This is a genomic window from Amycolatopsis thailandensis (genome assembly GCF_002234405.1).
GTDB lineage: Bacteria > Actinomycetota > Actinomycetes > Mycobacteriales > Pseudonocardiaceae > Amycolatopsis > Amycolatopsis thailandensis.
The window spans coordinates 1-19253 of the sequence record NZ_NMQT01000007.1; the positions used below are offsets into that span (position 1 = coordinate 1).

Here is a 19253-nt window from a genome sequence, read left to right on the forward strand (position 1 = left end):
TGGATGCGGTCCTTGCGCGCGCAAGGACCGCATCCAGAGGACTAAATGCAGGGGTATCTCACCTCGTGGGAGGGGGAATCGAGGGCCGGACCCGCGGGTTCCCCGGGCATGGCTTCCGCACAGCAGTTGCACCTCGGGGTCGCGCTCGACGGGGCCGGGCAGCATCCGGCCGCCTGGCGGGTGTCCGACGTCCGCCCGGCCGCCTTGTTCACCGCCGCCCACTACCTAGCCCACGCGAAGCTCGCCGAAGCGGCTTCGCTCGACTTCGTCACCCTCGACGACACCCTCGCGCTTCAGCCCGGCGGCGAAGAGGTCGTCCGAGGCCGGCTCGACGCCCTGCTGACCTTCGCCGCGCTAGCCCCCGTGACCAGTGGGATCGGCCTCGTCCCGACGGTCACCACCACCCACACCGAGCCGTTCCACATCTCGACGGCAGTCGCTTCGCTCGACTTCGCGAGCCGCGGCCGCGCAGGCGTCCTCGCGGTCCCTTCGCGCACTGAAGCCGAGGTCGCGCACTTCGGCAGGCGCACGTTGCCGTCCGAGGTGGACGCCGAAGCGGAGAACGCCGAGGTCGTCGACGTCATCGCCCGCCTCTGGGACAGCTGGGAGGACGGCGCGATCATCCGCGACGAGCCGACCGGCCGCTTCATCGACCGCGAAAAACTGCACTACGTCGACTTCGAAGGCCGCTTCTTCAGCGTCAAGGGACCTTCGATCACGCCGCGGCCGCCGCAGGGCCATCCCGTCGTCGCGGTCTACGGCGACTCGCCCTACGCGCACGGCGCCGACGTCGTCCTGATCGACGAGATCCGCGGCGCCCGCGAGCGTTTCCCGGACGCCAAGCTCCTGGCCGGCCTGTCGATCGTGCTCGCCGAGACCGAGCAGGCGGCCATCGACCGCCGTCGCGCGCTCGAGGCCCGCGCACCTTTCCCACCGGGCCTGAGTTTCACCGGCACCCCCGCCGACCTCGCCACCGAACTGCCCCGCATCGCCGCGTCGGGCGGCCTCGACGGCTTCCATCTCCGCCCCGCCGTCCTGCCCGACGACCTGGCGCTCTTCACCACCGAAACCGTCCCCGCGCTCCAGGCCGCGGGCGTGTTCCGGCAGACCTACACCGGCACCACCCTGCGCGATCACCTCGGCCTCGGGGTCGCCGCCAACCAGTACGCGGAGGCGTGACAGATGCCCAAACAGGTCAAACTCGCCGCACACTTCCCCGGCGTCAACAACACGACCGTGTGGAGCGACCCGCGTTCGGGTAGCCAAATCGACTTTTCGTCCTTCGAACACCTCGCGCGCACAGCCGAGCGAGGCAAGTTCGACTTCCTGTTCCTCGCAGAGGGCCTGCGCCTGCGCGAGCACGCGGGCAAGATCCTCGACTCCGACGTCGTCGGCAGGCCGAACACCACCACCGTGCTGGCCGCGCTCTCCGCGGTCACCACCCGGCTCGGCCTCGCGGGCACGCTGTCGTCGACCTTCAACGAGCCCTACGAGGTCGCGCGGCAGGTCGCGAGCATCGACCACCTCTCCGGCGGTCGCGCCGCGTGGAACGTCGTCACCTCACCGGACGGCTGGACCGGGCAGAACTTCCGCCGAGGCGGCTTCCTGAAACGCGAGGACCGCTACCGCCGCGCCGAAGAGTTCCTCGCCACCGTGCGGGAACTCTGGGACAGCTGGGCACCCGGCGCGCTGGTGGGGGACAAGGAGAACGGCGTCTTCGCCCGCGACATCGGCCATTTCGTCCACAGTGGACCGCAGTTCGACATCCGCGGCGAGTTCACCGTCCCGAGGACACCGCAGGGACAACCGATCGTCATCCAGGCCGGTGATTCCGACGAGGGCAGGGAATTCGCCGCCAAGACCGCCGACGTCATCTTCAGCCGCCACGGTTCACTGGAAAGCGGCAAGGAGTTCTTCGCCGACGTCAAACGACGCCTTCCCGCCCACGGCCGCGAGCCCGGCGAGCTGCTGATCATGCCCGCCGCGACCTTCGTCCTCGGCGACACCGAAGAGGACGCGCACGAGTACGCACGGGAGATCCGCTACCAGCAGGTGCGCCCGGCCACCGCGATCCAGTTCCTCGAACAGGTCTGGAGCCGCGACCTCTCCGCCTACGACGCCGACGGCCCGCTGCCCGAGATCGACCCGGACCCCGACGCCGAACCGCTGACCTGGGGCCGCGTCCGGCACGAGAAGGATCCGCTGGCCGTGGCCGCGAAGTGGCGGGCGATCGCGGAGGAGAAGAAACTCTCGATCCGCGAACTGGTCATCGAGGTCACCGCGCGCCAGCAGTTCGTCGGCACCGCCCGCCGGATCGCGGAGTCGATCGACGAGTACGTCCAGAGCGACGCCGCCGACGGCTTCGTGCTGGTCCCGCACCTGACGCCGGGCGGTTTGGACGCCTTCGTCGACGACGTCGTCCCGCATCTCCAGGAACGGGGTGTCTTCCGGACCGACTACACCGGGGACACCCTGCGGGAGCACCTTTTCAGCCGGTAGCGCCCTGGGTGCGCGCGACGTTCATCAGATATTCGCCATAGCCGGACTTCGCCAGCTTCGCGCCGAGCGCGAAGCACTGGTCCGCGTCGATGAAGCCCATCCGCAGCGCGACCTCCTCGAGACACGCGATCCGGACTCCCGTCCGGTGTTCGAGGACCTGCACGAACTGACCCGCTTCCAGCAGCGAGTCGTGCGTGCCGGTGTCGAGCCAGGCGAACCCGCGGCCGAGGTCGACCAGGGTCGCGCGGTCCTGCCGCAGGTAGGTGAGGTTGACGTCGGTGATCTCGAGCTCGCCGCGCGGGGAGGGCTTGAGGTTCCGGGCGATCTCCACGACCTGGTTGTCGTAGAAGTACAGGCCGGTGATGGCCTTGTTCGACTTCGGCTTCTCGGGCTTCTCTTCGATGGAGACGAGCTTGCCGTCGGCGTCGATCTCGCCGACGCCGTAGCGCTGGGGATCCTTGACCGGGTACCCGAACAGCACGCAGCCGTCGAGCGCGGTCGCGGCGGCCTGGAGCCTGCTGGAGAACCCCTGGCCGTAGAAGATGTTGTCGCCGAGCACGAGGGCGACGTCGTCATCGCCGACGAAGTCCGCGCCGATGACGAACGCCTCGGCCAGCCCGTTGGGCGCGGCCTGTTCGGCGTAGCTGAAGCTGAGCCCGAACTGACTGCCGTCGCCGAGCAGCCGCCGGAAATGCGGCAGGTCGACCGGGGTCGAGATGATCAGGATCTCGCGGATCCCGGCGAACATCAGCACCGAGATCGGGTAGTAGATCATCGGTTTGTCGTAGACCGGCAGCAGCTGTTTCGAGATCGCCTGGGTGATGGGATGCAGACGCGTCCCACTTCCCCCGGCCAGCACGATGCCCTTCATGCGCAGCCCCCACTCCGTAGCCGTTCTCTCGACGACTCACACTACCGGGTGGCTCAGAACGCCGGGCCCTTCGCGAAATAGGCCTTGCAGCCCAGGTTGTACTCGGTGGAGATCTGCAACACGTTCTTGCCACCGTCGACAGGCAGGAGCGTCGAGCTGTAGTTGGGGCAGAAGTTGTTGTAGATGCCGGTGATGTGCACCGGTGCGGGCAGTTCGTACCAGTTCCCGGCGCCGAAGTTGTCGTTCGCGAGCAGGACCTGGCCGTTCTTGTCCTGCGGGACCCCGGCGGCGTTGGTGTAGATCTGCCCGACCATCACCAGCCGCACCCCGTTCGGGCCGCCGGGGAACAGCGTGATCGTCTGCGCGTGCTGGAAGTAGTTGCCGCTGGCGGTGTTGACCCTGGTGCCCGGATCCTGGGGGTCGCCCCAGTTGGCGCCGTCGGAGGAGATCTTGAAGTACGGGTCGCAGTAGCGATTGCCGTAGTTGCAGATCTCGTACGCCAGGTAGTACCGGCCGTCGGGGAGGCGGCGGATGATGGGCATCCCCGGCCGCACCCGATGGGGCGGGATGGCCATCGTGCGCTGCTTGGTGCCCCAGTTCACCCCGTCGGTGGAGGCGACCCGGTTCATCACCTGCGCGAACTGCGGTGCCTCGGTCTCGTCGGCGTAGTGCAGCCACAACGTGCCGCCCGCGTCGACGACGAACTCCGGCTCCCAGATGCCGTCGTGGTTGTGCGAACGGGCGGCCTCGGACAGGAACGACCAGGAGCGACCGGCGTCGCGGCTGTACCAGATCTTGATGCCGATCCGGCGCTGCGGACCGGCGTCCTGCCGGTAGCTCGCGGCCCACAGCAGGGTGCCCGCGCGGAGCCTGCCGACACGCTGAGGCAGCTCGTACAGCGTCCCGCAGCACATGCCGTAGCGGCCGTCACGGTCGCGGACCTCGCCGATCTTGTGGAAGGTCTGGCCCTCGTCGGTGCTCTCCATGATCGGCGTGAACTTGCCGCTCGCGTCTTCGCTGGTCAGCGACGCGATGATGCGGCCCTTGCCGATCGCGGAATGTTCCAGGCGGATGAGCCGGGCGTACGAACCGTAGCCGGGCACGAGCTGTTGCCGATCCGCGGCCTGCGCGGACGTGAACAGGGACGTGATCACGGTGAGTGACAGCGCGAGTGCGAGTGCTGAGCTGAAACGGCGCTTCATCGAGACCTTCCTTGAACGCGATCGCCGGATTACAACACGGGCATTTGTCCTTTTCGGACTCCAGCGAAGGCGTTGCGGCAGAAACCCACGCCTGGGTGGCCTGAATCGCTCGGCCGGGTGGACCGGTAACGCTGGGCTATCGGTCGGCGAAGATCCCATGACCGAACAACTAGGGGGAGTCCGTGATCAGGCGCTTGTGCGCGGCGTCGGCCGCCGTGCTGCTGACCGCCGGCCTGGTGGCCTGCTCGCCGTCGAATCTGGGTCGCGTCGTCCCGCAGGCGGCCGCTCCGGAAGGGCTGCGCTCACCTTCGGCGACCCCCGAACCGCCGCCGACGTCCACCACCACCCCGCGACCCGGTCCGCAGCCGGAGGAGAAGCATTCGGGCAAGGGGAACGCGTCGGTCCCGATGGCCTGGCCGACGCGCCTCGGCTTCGTGACCTTCGACTGTCCGAAGTGCTCCGGGCACGTCGCGGTCAACACCGAGAACGAGCTGATCGTCAACGACATCGGCCCGTACAAGGGCACGCAGTGGATCAACGACATGCCCGGCTACCAGGCGAAGACGTTCACCATCAAGGCCAACGCCGCCTGGACGCTGACCATCACCGACGAAAGCGGCCTGCCCGTGCTCGAACCGGGCAAGCCCCTTTCGGGCAAGAGCGAAGCGGTCTTCGCGGTGCCTGACGCTGTTTCGTCGGTCGCCGTCACCACGAAGAACAGCGGCCGCACCGCGGTGTGGGTGCACAGCGGCGACTACTCGGATCTCCCCGTGAACCAGCTCGGCGACTACAAGGGCGACGTGCCCGTGTCCGGCCCGGCTTACCTCTCGGTGGAAGGCGACGGGAGCTGGACGGTCACCGGGTCGTAGGTATGACGAAGGCCACCTTCGAGACTTCCGAAGGTGGCCTTCTTCGCCGGGATCAGCGGTAGTTCGTGAACTGCAACGCGATCTCGAAATCCTTGCCCTTCAGCAAGGCGATCACGTCCTGCAGCTGGTCCTTCTTCTTGCCGGACACCCGCAGCTGGTCGCCCTGGATCTGCGCCTGGACCCCCTTGGGGCCCTCGTCGCGGATGAACTTGGCGATCTGCTTCGCCTTGTCCGACGCGATCCCCTGAAGGATCTTGCCGCCCACCTTGTAGATCTTGCCGGACAACGCCGGCTCGTCCGCCTCGAACGCCTTCAGGGAGATGCCGCGCTTGATCAGCTTCTCCTTGAACACCTCGACCGCCGCCAGCGCGCGCTCTTCGGTCTCGGACTCGATCGCGATCGCTTCCTCGCCGGACCAGTCGATCTTGGTCCCGGTGCCCCGGAAGTCGAACCGCGTACCGAGTTCCTTGCTGGCCTGGTTCAGGGCGTTGTCCACCTCCTGGCGATCGACCTTGCTCACCACGTCGAAAGAGGGATCCGCCACGTGTTCTCACACCTCGTACTCGCTTGTCAGGAGCTTCCACCCTAGCCCTGCGGAACCCGGTTGACCGGCCCGCCACGGCATTGGGTATTCTTTCGTCTCGACCGGGCTTGCCCGGCCACGGCGAGTTGCCCGAGCGGCCAAAGGGATCTGACTGTAAATCAGACGGCACAGCCTTCGGGGGTTCGAATCCCTCACTCGCCACAGACGAAAGCCCCTGGTCAACCGGGGGTTTTCGTCATTTCTGGGGGTTGTCGTAGTTGACGGCACCGGTATTCCTATACCGCTTCGGTGCCATTTCGGTGCCATCTCGGTCATCCTGTCTGGCTCCTCGCCTTCCGGGGGATCAAGGCTCGGTTCGCTGAGACGATCTCGCGGGTCATCTCATCGGCCACCACCACGTAGTGGTCCTCAGTGACTCGCTCATTCGCGTGGCCCAGGAGAGCTGACGTGCCCTTCAGGGACTTGCCAGCCGCGATCGCCATGGATCCCGCACCGCGGCGCATCCCGTGGATGGTGACGGGAGGCAGATCGGCTTTCTTCACCATCCGAGTATGGGCGTCGTAGAGCCAATCAGGGTTCAGCGCCGAGCCGTCCACCCTGACGAATACGCGCCCAGAGTTGACCCACGCCGCTCCCAGAGCGAGCCGCGCCTCTGTCTGCGCCTTCCGCAGCCGTCGTAGATGGGTGACCATCCCGTCGTCAAGGGGGATCCGGCGCCGTCCCGACTCGCTCTTGACTGGTCCCTCTTCGGCCTTACCGAGGATCATCACCAACTGAACCTGAATGTCGATGTACGCCTGGTCAAGGTCTACGTCCTCATCCCAGCGCAGTCCGCACAGTTCGCCACGCCGTACGCCTGTGTAGCTCGCAAAGTCCAGAGCTTCGTAAACGACCTCCTCAACGTTGCCCGCGGCGACTTCATCCGCGACAACGTCCAGGTAGCGCCCGGTGTGCGCGGGGGTCCAAACCATGTTGTTCTGCGGCACTATGCCCGTCTTGCGCCACCTTGCCTCAAGGTCCGCTGTCCACAGCTTCGGCTTTGGTGCCGCACCTGACGGCAGTTCAACGAGCGCGAAGGGATTCGGTCCGCTGACCTGTTCCGCCTTGAATGCGTCGTTCCACGCCTTCCTGCCTGTGGCACGGATGCGTTGCAGCGTTGCCGGGCCCGCAACCCGGCGTACCGCCCGTGTCACCCCAGCGGCCTCCTGAGCCTTCGTCAGGTTGTCATGCCGCTTCCCACGTGGATTGACCTCAAGGGACTTGCGGATGCGGTCGTTCTCCTGCTCGATCTGGTCGAACATCTCGTTCACGTCATCAGCGTTCAGCTCACGCCACTTGATCTTCCCGAGGTAGGGAACCAGGTAGTTGTTCACGTGGCCCGTGTACGAGATCAACGTGTTACGGCGAAGCTTCCTGCGGGAACCAATCCAGTTGGTCAAGGCGTCTTTGGTCGACAGTGAGGTCATCCCCACGCGACGATCCTTCGCCCTAGGCCCCTTGGCCTCGATCTGCGCACGGGCGTTCTTCGCTTCCGTCTTGGTGGCGAAGCCGACCTTGCGGACCCGTTCACGTTCCTTCCCGGAGCCTCGGGGGGCCGCAACGTCGATCTGGAAGCCCCAGTTCCCATGTTTCGGGTTGCGCGCTAGCTTCGGGCAGGCCGTACCCAGTTCGCGCCGCTTCGGCTTTCCAGTGGCGGTGAGTACCGGTTCGCCGGCTGCGTCCCGCACGATCTCGGTACAGCCGCAACGTCTGAAGATCCCTGGATCATTCTTCGGGGCTGCCATTGGCTTCTCCCTGCAAGTGCTTCAACTGTGGGGGCAGGTGCGGGGGCTGTAGATCCCGTTCCCGCATGTCGTCTCTGATCTTCCGAAGAGTTCCTTCGGCGAACGGGACAGACTTGCTAGCCCTCTTCCTCGCCTGCTCCCATACGGCCCGCTTCTCCTCGTCTTGCTCCTCGGTCGAACGCTGGAGGTACTGGAACTCCTCGGCCTTGAGGGCCAACACCTCCTGTACAGCTGTCTCGTGGTCGGTGAATAGCTCAACGATTCCGGTGGAGTCGCCTTCCTGGCCGTCAAACCAACGCATGGCCACCCAGGGATCTGCAATCACATCGGGCAGCACCTCAACCCGATCAACGCGACCCACTGGGAACAGGAGCAGGCTCGGTGGCACTTGCAGTGCACGGGCCAGTACTAGCAGCTCAGCGACGCTCAGGGCTGGTCTGCGTCCGTTCTCCAGGTTTGTGAGCACGGAGCGAGGCACAGTAAGTCCTATTTCCTCGCATGCGTCCGCCAAGCGTTGGGCGCTCATCTTGCGTTCCTTGCGGTAGTGCCGCACCTGCGACGCGATCACGTCGACCAGTTGGGCCACCCAGTCCTCTTGTCTCACCAGGACACAGTACCGGATTGAAACGCTTGGAACTTGTATCCATGGCGCACCATCTGTTAATGTCTGTAGACAAGACAAAATCAGGATGGATCGCCCGGAGGTTGACAGATGGCAGCACAGGTTGATGCCGCCGACGCGGTGTGGACTGAGGAGCGGATCCGCCAGTACGGCGTCCGGATGCCCAGCGTGGAGGCAGCGCGGGCCGTTTACGGCTGCGGCGTGGCGCACGCCTACGGGTTGCTACGTGCCGGGGAAGACCTGGAGTTCCGCGTACTGCGGAAGGGTCGCCAGTACGTCACGCCGACTGCCGATGTTCTCGAACTGCTCGGCCTGAACGAACGCGCAGCCTGAACGAAGAAAGAGCCGCCCCGGGGTGGAGCCCGGGACGGCTACAGCCAACGGAGATCTGACAGGAGATCCCACGATGACGGTTCCTAACTATACGGACTTGGATGCCGTGACACAGCGCCTGTCGGAGGCACTTCAGGCCCCCGACCTCCCCTGGTGCGACGGCGAGTTCTGCGGCGAACCCGAGATCAACGCGGACGGAACCGTGAGCAAGTTCCACAACCATGAGATCTTCCGGGTTACCGACAACGACTTCAGCATCTACGAACAGACGGAGACCTGGGGTCCGTCTGGGCGCACCCTGAACAAGGGGCGCATCACCTTCATCTCCTCGGACGTGCTGTTCACCGCTGGTCCGGAAGTGGCGCACGCCTCTTACGTTGCCCTGTGGGAGTTCGCCCGGAAGCTTGAGGCGAACTGATGAGCGCACCTGCCAAATCCCGTCAGCAAGATCCGAAGTGGGTCCTGGACAAGCTGGTCACGTTCCTGATCGTCGAGTACCAGAAAGCCGTCACCGAGTACGCCGCCGGAAACCGGATGCTCAGCGATCGCGACCGCATGACTGGCTACTCCGCCACCCTGGCGTTCCTGGATGGCCTCACCGACGGACAGATGGGTCTCTCGACCGATCAGTTGCAGGCCGTTCGGGACATGGCCGAAGAGGCGGTGTCCCGATGACTGCCGCTGTTCTGCCGTTCCGGCGCCCGACGGTTCGCCCGCTTCGTCCCGTGATGCCGATCTGGGAGAACCCGGACTGCGATACCTGGTGCCCCGGCAAGCACGGGATCCCCGGAGAAGATCACTCCCACTCCCTGACCATCGACTGGCACATCGTGGTGGCGGCCACGGATGACTGGCTCCAGGTCGGACTTCACCGCGAAGAGGGAGCGTCGGATCCGCAGGTGTTCCTGACCGTGAACGACCTGGACGAGGGACGCCAGGACATGACCATTGCGGAGGCAGAGCGGCTGATTCGCGCCCTTCGCAAGGCAGTCAAAACCGCCAAGAAGGGCCGCCGTAAGTGAGTGAGCTGAACGCAGGGCGGGCGGACCGCGACGAAGGCATTGAGGCTGTCCTCGCTGCCGACGTTGCGGTCCACCGCGGCAACCGTGATCGTGTGGATCGTGCTGTAGCGAAGCTGATCCGCAGCAAGGTTCCGTTCAACGCTGATCACGTGGACCGCGCTGTCATGGCTGAGGATCCCAGTCCATACAGTCGCCTGCTGATCGCTGCCTCAATGCTTGCGGCTGCCCGTCGTGGCGAGATTGATGAGCTGTTCGACCGTCGCCCTGCTGCGTCCACGCGGCGCAGCAGGCACGGCGCGAAGCTTCGCTGGTGGGTTTGTGCGTCCGGCCAGGAGGCAGCGTGACCTTGAAGACTGCGCGACGCGCGGAGGTACTTGGAGGCCACGAGCCTCTACGCGTCGCGCTCTCACACTTCCTGTCGAGCCGACCAGGACTTCCCAGCCCTGGGAACGGATCCAGGAGGACGCCGCAGAGGGTGTTAGCCATGCGCCCTCTGCGGCACCAACTCATGAAAAGGGACCAATTTTCCACGGGAAGGTTCCTCTCGATGTTGATCAAGTTCAAACACCCACCCTCCCCGAAGCGGGACTATGCGCAGGTCAAGAACGAGTACCTACGCGGTCACTTCGCGGTGCCGCTCAAGGCTCTGGAGCGGGTCATCTTGCTGCACCTGTTCTCGTTCCCTGACGTATTCGACTTCGACCGGGAACGACTGGACGAAAGCCTGCTTGAGGGGCGCGACGCCGTGAACACGGCCCTCGATGGCCTAGTCAGCAAGGGCTACCTACGCCGAACCAAGACCCGGAACGGAACATCGAAGGCCGGAAAAACTGGCATGTGGTCCTGGACCTGGGAAGTCACGATCGACCCGAAGAACTTCCCACTGCCTGACCTCCCGGACACGGCTTCTCCGAACATGGAAGTTCCGTCTACGGAAAACCAGGGCATGGACACGACCAGCGAAAACCCTGCGAAACCGCAGGTCGTTCCGCCGACTGAGAACCCAGCTACGGAAGACCAGTCGATAAAAGAACACTTGTTTGAGAACACTGAAGAGAAGACTGAAACGCGTTCGTCCGCTAGCGCGTCCGATCGCCCCGACCACCTGCTTGCTAAGCGGTATTACGACGCTCTAGACGGCAACTGCAACTTCATGGCAGTCCGAGGAGTCATCAAGAAGGCTCTTGGCAAGTACCCCCATGACGAGGTGGAACGAGGCGTTCTGCTGATGTGCGAGAACCCCAATAAGCCGTTCATGGCCCAAACCCTGTGGAATGCCATGAACGACCCGAAGGCTGCCGCGGTCGTCCGGAAGGCAGCCGGACGCAGGACCAGGCCGCAAGAACTCACTGAGGATGACGTTTACAAGATCCTTGGGCAGGACTACTGGACAGTCCCGACGCCTCCTCGTGAGATCCGAGACGGTTCTCACGAGGGCATCGCCCGGTGGCATATGGAGAAGCGGGCAGAGCGGCACGCAGAGCGGCAGGTTGCCGCCTGGCAAAAGTACTCCCGGAACATCACCGAGGGCGGCAGGGATCCCTACACGGGGAGGGCAGTCGATTGGGCCTGATCGATTACGGACGTGTCCTTGAGACCAGCGAGGACGGTTGGACAGCCGCCGTGCAGGACTTCCACCAGCGATACGAAGTATGGCCATGGGAAGTGCTTGGCGATGACGGCTGGACCGTCGCCCAGACTCCAGACGGGCCAGCCGTTGGATTCACACGCGCAGGGATCATCGCCTTCCGTCGGCGAACTGACGACCCGGCCAACATCGCGTACCTGGACCAGGCGTTAGCGGAGATGGACGCCATCAACCAGCAACGCTTGAACGCTCTGCACCAGCAGCTTCATGACCAGATCCACAGGGACAACGGGCGGTAGCGGCATGGACGAGTTCGTTAGCGGAGCCATTCAGTCGCCGCAAGGCAGTGAAGAGTGGGTCAAAGCGCTGACCACCTTCCATGCCTTGTACGACTACTGGCCGTGGGAAGTCTTTCCCCCTGGCGGATGGGTCATCGCCACCCTTCCCGACAACGCAGGTACTCAAGTAACCCTGACTGTCCTTGGCATCCGCTGGATGCGGGACCTAGCCGAGTCCTTGCAGACCGCGCCCTGGCACCTGGCCTACCTCAATCAAGCCGTAGCCGAGATGGACGGAAGTCTCCATGCGCGCCTCGATGCGTTCCATACCGCAGCTCACGACCAGATCGTCCAGGACAACGAGCCCTGACGAAGTTCCCGAACAAGTCCCCTCGCGAAAGGAACAACCCAATGTCTGACGAGATCACCACTGCCGCTGACTACTTCCAGGCTCGGTGGCGCGCCAAGAAGGACGCCCGCGAAGCGGCGATGGCTGAACTGACGCCAGTCGGTGACTACTCTCCGCCGACCAGGCCGGCTGGGAACAAGCCCGAACTGGCCCATTTCCGTCAGCTTCAGGCGAAGATCGACCAGGCCCAGGTCGAGCTGACTGCCGCACAGCAGGACCGGAACTGCATGAAGGTCGCTCGCGAACGGGCAGAGCACAACCTGAAGACCGCGCAGAAGGCATTCACCGACGCCATCCACGGTGCGAAGGATCCCGAGGAAGCTCAGCGGTTCGCGTACGTCGCTTCGAATGACAAAGATCGCCCTACTCGTCCTCCCTCCATCGCGGACATGCTGTTAGCCCGCCGGACAAGCGAAGAGGACCAGGAAGCCTGACATGGCTGACCTGTCTGCGCCGAATGCGCTGGACGACCTGTTGTCGCGGTACGGCAAGTGTCGTGCCGCGCTTCAGGCGTTCCCGCCAAGCAGCCGTGCATCCATCCGCATTGCAGTCATGACTGAGCTGGAACCCGTCCTGGAGGAACTTTGGCGGGCCGTCCAGGACCAGGAGGCAGCGTGACCCTAGACGTGTACTCACGACGCCGTGAGGAACTGCTCAGCCCTGAGACCGACGAAGCCACACGACGTGTCATCGCGGGCCAGATCCTCGGAGTCCTGGAGATCAGCTCTCTCATCGCAGGACTACTGCACACGGAAGAGGGGGCTTAGACCCCATGTACTCGCGGTGCGGGTTTGGACCCCATGTAAGGCGTTCGACTGGTCTGGTTGGGCGTCCCGAGTGGATGGCACCGAACCCGCACCGAACTATCCCTGACCAGCACCTTTGTGTCGCTGGTCTGATTCAGAATCAGAGGGCGTAACGGTGAAGTGTGGACGAACTACCAAGACAGGTGCGCCGTGCAAGAACCACGCGATACGTGGAGCTGAGGTGTGCCGCAAGCACGGAGGCAGCGCACCTCAGGTGAAGCAGGCCGCCGCTACGAGGATCGCCGAAGCGGAAGCCCTCGCAGCCTTCGCGAAGATGAAGATCGTTCCGGTTGAAAATCCGATCGAGACGTTGCAGGCGCTAGCCGGCGAGATCACCGGATGGAAGGGCTTCCTCCGGGACCGACTTGGCGAACTGACCAGCCTTGGCTACGCGGGTGCTACCGGCGAGCAGGTTCGCGCCACAGTGAGCTTGTACGCCGCGGCGCTGGACAAGTCGGAAAAGGTGCTGGTGTCCATCGCCAGGCTGAACCTTGATGAGCGGCTGGTGACCATCCGTGGCAAGCAGGCTGACCTTCTCGCGGAGGCAATCGAAGTAGCCGTCCGGGAAGTGGGACTTGATGGGATGCAGGCCGCCCGTGCACGCGGCGCTGTGGTCCGGCATCTCCGGATGGTCGATGAAGGAGATGCAGCGGCATGACTTGGATCGATGATCTGGCTGAGCGGCTGACGCCCGCCTTTCGGCGCCCGAGGCTTAGCGACCCTGGGCCTACGGAGCTTCTGAACCTGATTCGTCAGGCGCAGGGGCTACCGGCGCAGACGCATGAGGAGTACATCGCTGAGCAGCAGGCGAGGTACGACCGTATGACTGACGCTGAGCGTGCCGAAGAGGCCGCGTGGTTTGCTGCGCGGATCGAGGAGGAGCGGGCCCGCGTGGCACGCGAAGAAGCCATCTTCTGTGGTGAGACAGACGAAACTGGATAAGTAAGCAAACCTCTGGTCAATCGACTACTACGGATTCCCCCAGAGGCCCAGTAGAATGTAACTAGCAGTACCACGCAACTGAATGCCAGAAAGCTAGTCGTTCCGATTCGCCGAGTTGGGAAGTTCCCGAGAGGGGGATAGACCCAACAGCTTTACACAGCGAGTGATCGGGAAGCGACGAATGGTGAGACGCACCTAAAGGGTGTGCCCCGGGAGGGAAACCAAGCAAACACAGGACACCAACTGTGTTGCTTGGCATTCCCCGTCCCGAAGGGGTCTTCCTTGAACAGCGTCCATAATACGCCACTAGTGCGTATTCCGGGAGTTGAGTCAGCTCCTCCCGTTCCCACTCCAACCGACCTGAAGCGGCTGCTAGAGGCCATCCGCGCCCGGCAACTCTTCCGCGCTCCGCAGTCACTTCTTGTGTGGCAGAGCCCGCGTCCGCGTGGCGGTGCCACACATGGCTAAGTCGCGCACCCGCTACGAGAAGCGGCGAAACCAGGGCACCTGCAACGGCTGTGCCCGCGTCGGTCGCATCGCCGACCGCTGGTCAGTGTCAGGGCGATTCATCCACGACCTCATCCGATCCGGGAAACTCGCCACTCACGAACACGGCCTGCGTACCACAGTGACGTTGGAATCCGTGCGCGAATGCGAGTGGACTATCGCCCTCGCCTTGTCTGAGATGAACGATCGCTACGGCTCTCGTCTCTCCTGGTCCACCAGTTCGGCGGTGAACCATGCCTGAGGGGTTTCGCATCGCGTCCGCTTACGTGGACGTACGCCTTGACGACAACACAGAGGCCGACGAGAAACGGATCCGTGCCCGCCTCGAAAAGGGCGGCCCGATCACCATCCGGACCATCCTCGACGACCCCGAAGGTGTCGAGGTCGCGAAGGAAAAGGTCCGCAAAGGCAAGCCGGCGAGCATGCCGGTCGAGGCTGAGAACCCGGTCAACGCTGCTTGGCGGGCGAAGGTTCAGGCGTCCCTCAAGGACACAGCGAAGCAAGCCCTGAAGGTACCCCTCACGCCCGAGGGGGAAAAGTTCCGTAGCGAGCTTGCCGCGGTGATCGCTGAGACCGAGAAGGCCCTAGAGGCTGACATCCCGGTCGACGTGAAGGACGCTGCGAAGTTCAAGTCCGAGGTGGAACTCCTCGCCCGCGTCGCAGGCGAAGAGACCAAGGTTCGGATCCCGGTTGAGGCGGATGCCAGTGCCATCGAACGGTCGGTAAGTGGCTCGGCTGAGCGTGCAACCGGTCGGATGAAGGCGCTGCTGTTCACCGCCCTGTCGGTGGGCCTCCCAGCTTCCGCTGCGATTGGTGCAGCAGGTATCGCCGCGTCGATGGCAGCGGTCCCGGCACTGTTCACGGGTATTGCGGCAGTGGCGTTGAAGGGCAACACACAGGTAGTTGACTCCTTCTCCAGCCTGAAGACGAACGTCGTTCGCGACACCCAAGCAATGGCGCAGGTCATGGCTGGTCCGCTCGCTGGTGCAGCCGACGACTTGCAGTCGTCGTTCAACCGGATGCGGCCGCAGATCTTGGCTGCGTTCACCGGGACGGCTCCCCTGGTCGAAGACCTCACGGGGTCGGTGACTGACTTTGCCGAGTCTGCCATGCCAGGGATGGTGTCAGCGGTCCAGAACGGCGGCAAAGCCCTTGAAGGGTTCCGCTCGTTCGCTGGTCAGACCGGCGCTGGTGTGTCGGACATGTTGCGGAACATGGCGCAGGACTCGCAGGCAGCGGGCCGCTCGATGGAGATCTTCGGCGGCACGATCCGCAACTTCCTTGGGTTCACGGGGGACTTCATCGGGAACCTGTCGCAGGCACACGGGCCGTTGCAGTCGTTCCACGGTGGCCTGGACGCAGCCGAGGATGCGCTTCTGAAGCTCACCGCGGCGGGGTCTCCGGCGATCGGGTTTCTATCCGGGTTCACCTCTGCTGGTGCTGGTGCCTTGTCCTCCGTGAATGCCCTGGCGTCGGTGCTAAGGCTCATCCCGTCTGACGTAACCCAGATGGCTGGATCCTTCACCGCTTCATCCATGATCCTCAGTCGGTTTGGTATCGATGCTGGCAAGGGATTCGAGGGGCTAGGCCAGCGTGTCCGGGACGCTGGTAAGGATTTGGATGGCGCCGCCAGGTATGGAAGCAAGTTCGGTACCGCTATCGGCGGACTCGTCGGTGGTGCGCTGAACCCCGCGTTCCTCGCAGTCACCGCGTTGGGTATCGGGCTTGACATCCTTGGGGAGAAACAGAAGAAGGCTGCTGAGTATGCCGCCGCACACAAGGAAGGCGTACGGATCCTCACGGACGCTCTGCGCAAGGACAACGGTGTGGTTGGCGAGAACTCCCGCGCTGTGGATGCGAAGGCCCTGGCGGATAAGAACGCGGCCTCGAACCTGGCCACGTTCGGGGTTGGGATCGGCTCCGCCACTCTTGCTATCCGTGGTAACACCGTCGAGTACGACAGGCTGAAGACCTCTGCTGAGTCGACATTGGCCGCGATCGCCAAGTCGGCGGGGGTCAACGAGGAGAACAAGCGGGCCCTGGTTGGATTGGCCGGCGCATCCTTGGAGACTGGGCAGAACTATGACCAGTTGAAGGACAAGGTCAAGCTCTACGGCACCGCTCTGGACGGCACGAACGGAACCGTCCAGAAGTTCACGGATGCTCAACGCTCACATATCGAGTCAGTGCTGAACGGTACGGGCGCTGTTGGTGAGCAGATCCGGCAGGCGAGGGCTGCTCATGACGCGTACATCGCTGAGGAGATGGCGCTTACCACGCTGACAGCGGCGCAGATCGAGGCGCGTGACGCAACCACAAAGCACACCGAAGCTCTGTTCGCAGCACAGGACGCAGCGTTGAAGTACCGCGGGTCTCTCCTGACCACTAAGGAAGCGGAAGAGGCGTACAACAAAGTCTCTAAGGACTCTAAGGCGTCCGCGAAGGACAAGGAGAAGGCTCTTCTCGATCTGGAGCGGGCATGGGCGGCACAGGAACAGGCCGCCTACAACGCTGGTGTGACCGCGTCGAAGGCGTTCTCTCCCGAGGGTAAGGCCGCTGACGGGATGAAGGCGGCTCGTGCCGAGGTCGTCAAGCTAGCGGCTGCGTACAAGGGTGACCTGCCCGAGTCCATTCGGAACACCATTGCCAGCTTCACGCCGCTGGAAGCCACTGCCGCTGGAGCGACGATCCAGATCAACAAGGCAGGAGAGGCGATCTACAAACTTCCTGACGGTAAGGAAGTCAAGGTCAAGACCGATACCGAGGCTGCCAAGCAGGCGATTGAAGCCTTCATCTCGGACCAGTCTGCGAAGACGATCACGAACAAGCTGTTCACGAACACCGGTCCCGCTGATGGTGAAGTGAGGGACTGGGCTAACACCACCAGGAACGTTCGTGGTGACACCACCACGTACACGCACACGGATCCTGCTACTGGCGCTGTGAACCAGTGGCGGGTGAAGACCGACTCGACGGGTGCACGTACAACCACGTTCTCCAACGTGGACCCCGCTACCGGCGCTGTCCGGGTGTGGAAGCAGAACGCTGACGGCACGTGGGCTGAAACGCACGCTCGTGCCGATGTGGCTGCTGCGGAACGAGCGTTGAACAACGCTGCTCGGGACCGTACCGCAACGATCCACGTCAACCAGCAATTCAACAGCGGCACGGGCAAGGGCGCGTCCACGTTCGGGCTGGCATCAGGCGGTACCTCTGGTGATGGTCGCAAGATGCGGCTGCCTGGCTACGCGACTGGGTCTCTTGTGGATGGCACTGGTGGCGGCAAGCTAGCGGGCCCTGGCACGCCCACGTCGGACAGCATCCTGACTCTGTTCTCCAACGGGCTCGGGTTGACCTCTGACAAGGAGTTCGTGACCAACGCCGAGCAGACCGACAGGTGGGAACCGCTGCTGTGGGCCATCAACAACGGCGAAGGCATCTTCGGTCGTTCACCGTCTGAACTCACGGCACGCCCGGTGCATGCCCCGAGTGCCCCCATGACTGCCGCAGTGGTGAAACGACCCGTCGCAACTGCTCCGGGTAACGGTGAGGTCTTGTCGGCCCTGCGACAGATCTCAACCAAGCTGGACGGTTTGAACGAGATAGCCCGGAAGTCAGCTGGGATGACCGCGAACATCACTGTCCAGAGCAACAATCCCGCCACGACAGCCCGTCAAGCGGTGGATGACCTGGCTTGGGAGTTCCGAAAGTAGGCGAAGGGGGTGCCCCCGGTGATCCCGATGATCACCAGGGGCACCCTTCCCCACCCTGCTGCTTCCGGGGTAGGAGTGACACAGCAAGGCGGGGGCTGGGCCTGGCCGTTCCGAAGTGGATTCTTGACCAGAAGTTGAGTGCCGGGGGCGGGTTAGTCAGACACCGCCCCCAGCGTCCGCATCGACCCCAAGACCAATAACCGATGCGGACACCCCGTCATCGACGCCGTAGGACGACGGGGAACCTAAGGCCTGGCCAGCGCAAAGGGGAGATCGCAAGCTGGCCAGGCTTCCCGACGCCGCGCACGGGTGAAGGGGCACCCGTCGTCGGGAGTCTCGATGCAGTTGTCAGACTGGCGGAGGTGCGTCGTCAGGGGAGTGGCGAGGCCTCATCAGGAACACCTTCGCACCCAAGACCCGAATGTCCTCAGCATCGAGTGCGCGGTAGAAGTAGCGGCAGGCTGTGAACTCGGGCGCGTTGATCCCACCCGGACCGACAAGGATTTCTGCACTGCCAACGCCACCAAGGCCCATCACGTACACCCTGCCTTCGGCGACTTCATCCAGGAAGTGTTCGTAGCTTCCGAGGTTCGGCCTTGGCACGGTCATGAGGTGGTTCCCTGCCGCGCCTCCACGTGCGCCCGCCGGCTCTCTCGGCTGCAAGGCGGACAACGGCTGATCCTCGCCAGTTCGCGGGGTGTCAGCCGCCGTGTCCCGATGCTTCGCCGTTCGTGCCCAAGGGGCCAACGCCGCTTCTGCTCACACCACGGTCTCAGCATCGGCGGCCAGTCCGCCGCCAGTTGCTCACACAGGTACAGGTGGGCGGTGTCCATGAACCGTCGCCACTCGAAGTCGTCTGCACGGTCCTCTGTGTGGCGCGGCGCGGGAACCGGTGACGGATGGGCCAGGCGGTGCTTCATGGCCGCGGGTCTTCGCGGTTGAGCCCTGCCGCATGCTTCGCCCGAAGCACGTTCGTGATCAGGTTGCCGGTCAGCGTCTCGTCCAGCATGACCACGCTGATCCCGACACGGAGAGCAGGAACGGGGCCATCGGGCGTGTCGACGATGCCCGTGACTACCTCAACGGGGTGTCCGTGTGGGCCTGGTCCGGACAGTTCGCGCACGCACGACCAGCGGGCCGCGTTGTCAGCGCTCAGGTTGTTGCTCTCGATGACGGGTTCACCATCATCACGCTGCTGAAAGTTCCATCCCCGGTTAGTCACATAGGAGAAACTAAGAGTGATCAACAACGGTGATGGGTACGA

At 64.0% G+C, this 19253-nt stretch carries 24 protein-coding genes and 1 tRNA gene; 18 read left to right on the forward strand and 7 right to left on the reverse strand.

The features are described 5' to 3' along the window. The first annotated feature begins 108 nt into the window (after window positions 1–108). Complete coding sequence (locus CFP71_RS01285; protein WP_093931976.1) at window positions 109–1179, forward strand: LLM class flavin-dependent oxidoreductase; 1071 nt, start codon at window positions 109–111, stop codon at window positions 1177–1179. Window positions 1180–1182: 3 nt separating this feature from the next. Then, window positions 1183–2499: an NtaA/DmoA family FMN-dependent monooxygenase gene (locus CFP71_RS01290; RefSeq protein WP_093931977.1), complete on the forward strand. Its 1317-nt coding sequence runs from the start codon at window positions 1183–1185 to the stop codon at window positions 2497–2499. Here CFP71_RS01290 and rfbA read toward each other — a convergent pair. After that, window positions 2489–3370, reverse strand: a complete 882-nt coding sequence (gene rfbA, locus CFP71_RS01295; protein ID WP_093931978.1) for a glucose-1-phosphate thymidylyltransferase RfbA — start codon at window positions 3368–3370, stop codon at window positions 2489–2491. The two genes, CFP71_RS01290 and rfbA, sit on opposite strands and share 11 nt — an antisense overlap. A gap of 53 nt (window positions 3371–3423) precedes the next feature. Continuing rightward, window positions 3424–4572, reverse strand: coding sequence for a sialidase family protein (locus CFP71_RS01300; protein WP_093931979.1), 1149 nt, complete (start codon window positions 4570–4572; stop codon window positions 3424–3426). A 182-nt stretch (window positions 4573–4754) separates the two neighbouring features. Here CFP71_RS01300 and CFP71_RS01305 point away from each other — a divergent pair, with 182 nt between their 5' ends. Further along, window positions 4755–5441, forward strand: a complete 687-nt coding sequence (locus CFP71_RS01305) for a hypothetical protein (RefSeq protein WP_093931980.1) — start codon at window positions 4755–4757, stop codon at window positions 5439–5441. 52 nt (window positions 5442–5493) lie between these two features. On the opposite strand, the gene CFP71_RS01310 is transcribed toward CFP71_RS01305, so the two are convergent. After that, window positions 5494–5985: a YajQ family cyclic di-GMP-binding protein gene (locus CFP71_RS01310; protein WP_005152002.1), complete on the reverse strand. Its 492-nt coding sequence runs from the start codon at window positions 5983–5985 to the stop codon at window positions 5494–5496. Window positions 5986–6104: 119 nt separating this feature from the next. Between CFP71_RS01310 and CFP71_RS01315 the strand changes: the two genes are divergently transcribed. Further along, window positions 6105–6186, forward strand: a tRNA-Tyr gene (locus CFP71_RS01315). Between the two features lie 110 nt (window positions 6187–6296). On the opposite strand, the gene CFP71_RS01320 is transcribed toward CFP71_RS01315, so the two are convergent. Together CFP71_RS01320 and CFP71_RS01325 are read right to left on the reverse strand one after the other, a co-directional pair. Beyond that, entirely contained in the window at window positions 6297–7769 is a 1473-nt protein-coding gene (locus tag CFP71_RS01320; protein WP_093931981.1) for a tyrosine-type recombinase/integrase, read from the reverse strand. After that, window positions 7750–8373, reverse strand: a complete 624-nt coding sequence (locus tag CFP71_RS01325) for a helix-turn-helix domain-containing protein (RefSeq protein ID WP_143267006.1) — start codon at window positions 8371–8373, stop codon at window positions 7750–7752. The genes CFP71_RS01320 and CFP71_RS01325 overlap by 20 nt, the downstream gene beginning before the upstream one ends. 108 nt (window positions 8374–8481) lie before the next feature. Between CFP71_RS01325 and CFP71_RS01330 the strand changes: the two genes are divergently transcribed. The 14 genes from CFP71_RS01330 (at window position 8482) to CFP71_RS01385 (ending at window position 17989) form a co-directional block, all read left to right on the forward strand. Next, window positions 8482–8724 carry a hypothetical protein gene (locus CFP71_RS01330; protein ID WP_093931983.1) on the forward strand — a complete coding sequence of 81 codons (243 nt, stop codon included), beginning with the start codon at window positions 8482–8484 and terminating at the stop codon, window positions 8722–8724. Between the two features lie 73 nt (window positions 8725–8797). Beyond that, a complete protein-coding gene (locus tag CFP71_RS01335) occupies window positions 8798–9142 on the forward strand; it encodes a hypothetical protein (RefSeq protein ID WP_143267007.1) in 345 nt (114 codons plus the stop codon). After that, on the forward strand, window positions 9142–9399 hold the full coding sequence (locus CFP71_RS01340; RefSeq protein ID WP_093931985.1) for a hypothetical protein: 258 nt from the start codon (window positions 9142–9144) through the stop codon (window positions 9397–9399). The genes CFP71_RS01335 and CFP71_RS01340 overlap by 1 nt, the downstream gene beginning before the upstream one ends. 53 nt (window positions 9400–9452) lie before the next feature. Then, complete coding sequence (locus CFP71_RS01345) at window positions 9453–9746, forward strand: hypothetical protein (RefSeq protein ID WP_143267008.1); 294 nt, start codon at window positions 9453–9455, stop codon at window positions 9744–9746. After that, window positions 9743–10090, forward strand: a complete 348-nt coding sequence (locus CFP71_RS43285) for a hypothetical protein (RefSeq protein WP_143267009.1) — start codon at window positions 9743–9745, stop codon at window positions 10088–10090. The genes CFP71_RS01345 and CFP71_RS43285 overlap by 4 nt, the downstream gene beginning before the upstream one ends. Window positions 10091–10293: 203 nt before the next feature. Next, window positions 10294–11319 (forward strand): hypothetical protein, encoded by a 1026-nt coding sequence (locus CFP71_RS01350; protein ID WP_143267010.1) that lies wholly within the window; start codon window positions 10294–10296, stop codon window positions 11317–11319. Next, window positions 11310–11633: a hypothetical protein gene (locus CFP71_RS01355; RefSeq protein ID WP_093931988.1), complete on the forward strand. Its 324-nt coding sequence runs from the start codon at window positions 11310–11312 to the stop codon at window positions 11631–11633. The genes CFP71_RS01350 and CFP71_RS01355 overlap by 10 nt, the downstream gene beginning before the upstream one ends. Before the next feature lie 4 nt (window positions 11634–11637). Beyond that, on the forward strand, window positions 11638–11982 hold the full coding sequence (locus tag CFP71_RS01360; protein WP_093931989.1) for a hypothetical protein: 345 nt from the start codon (window positions 11638–11640) through the stop codon (window positions 11980–11982). Between the two features lie 41 nt (window positions 11983–12023). Beyond that, complete coding sequence (locus CFP71_RS01365) at window positions 12024–12455, forward strand: hypothetical protein (protein WP_093931990.1); 432 nt, start codon at window positions 12024–12026, stop codon at window positions 12453–12455. Between the two features lies 1 nt (window position 12456). Further along, window positions 12457–12639 (forward strand): hypothetical protein, encoded by a 183-nt coding sequence (locus tag CFP71_RS01370; RefSeq protein ID WP_093931991.1) that lies wholly within the window; start codon window positions 12457–12459, stop codon window positions 12637–12639. Beyond that, entirely contained in the window at window positions 12636–12788 is a 153-nt protein-coding gene (locus CFP71_RS43995) for a hypothetical protein (protein ID WP_167405959.1), read from the forward strand. The genes CFP71_RS01370 and CFP71_RS43995 overlap by 4 nt, the downstream gene beginning before the upstream one ends. 253 nt (window positions 12789–13041) lie before the next feature. Continuing rightward, window positions 13042–13485, forward strand: a complete 444-nt coding sequence (locus CFP71_RS01375; RefSeq protein WP_093931992.1) for a hypothetical protein — start codon at window positions 13042–13044, stop codon at window positions 13483–13485. Beyond that, entirely contained in the window at window positions 13482–13769 is a 288-nt protein-coding gene (locus tag CFP71_RS01380; protein WP_093931993.1) for a hypothetical protein, read from the forward strand. The genes CFP71_RS01375 and CFP71_RS01380 overlap by 4 nt, the downstream gene beginning before the upstream one ends. 740 nt (window positions 13770–14509) lie before the next feature. Next, complete coding sequence (locus CFP71_RS01385) at window positions 14510–17989, forward strand: hypothetical protein (RefSeq protein ID WP_093931994.1); 3480 nt, start codon at window positions 14510–14512, stop codon at window positions 17987–17989. A gap of 348 nt (window positions 17990–18337) precedes the next feature. Here the strand turns inward: CFP71_RS01385 and CFP71_RS43290 are convergent, their stop codons facing one another. Next, window positions 18338–18598 (reverse strand): hypothetical protein, encoded by a 261-nt coding sequence (locus tag CFP71_RS43290; RefSeq protein ID WP_143267011.1) that lies wholly within the window; start codon window positions 18596–18598, stop codon window positions 18338–18340. A gap of 307 nt (window positions 18599–18905) precedes the next feature. Next, on the reverse strand, window positions 18906–19238 hold the full coding sequence (locus CFP71_RS43295; protein ID WP_143267012.1) for a hypothetical protein: 333 nt from the start codon (window positions 19236–19238) through the stop codon (window positions 18906–18908). Between the last annotated feature and the right edge of the window lie 15 nt (window positions 19239–19253).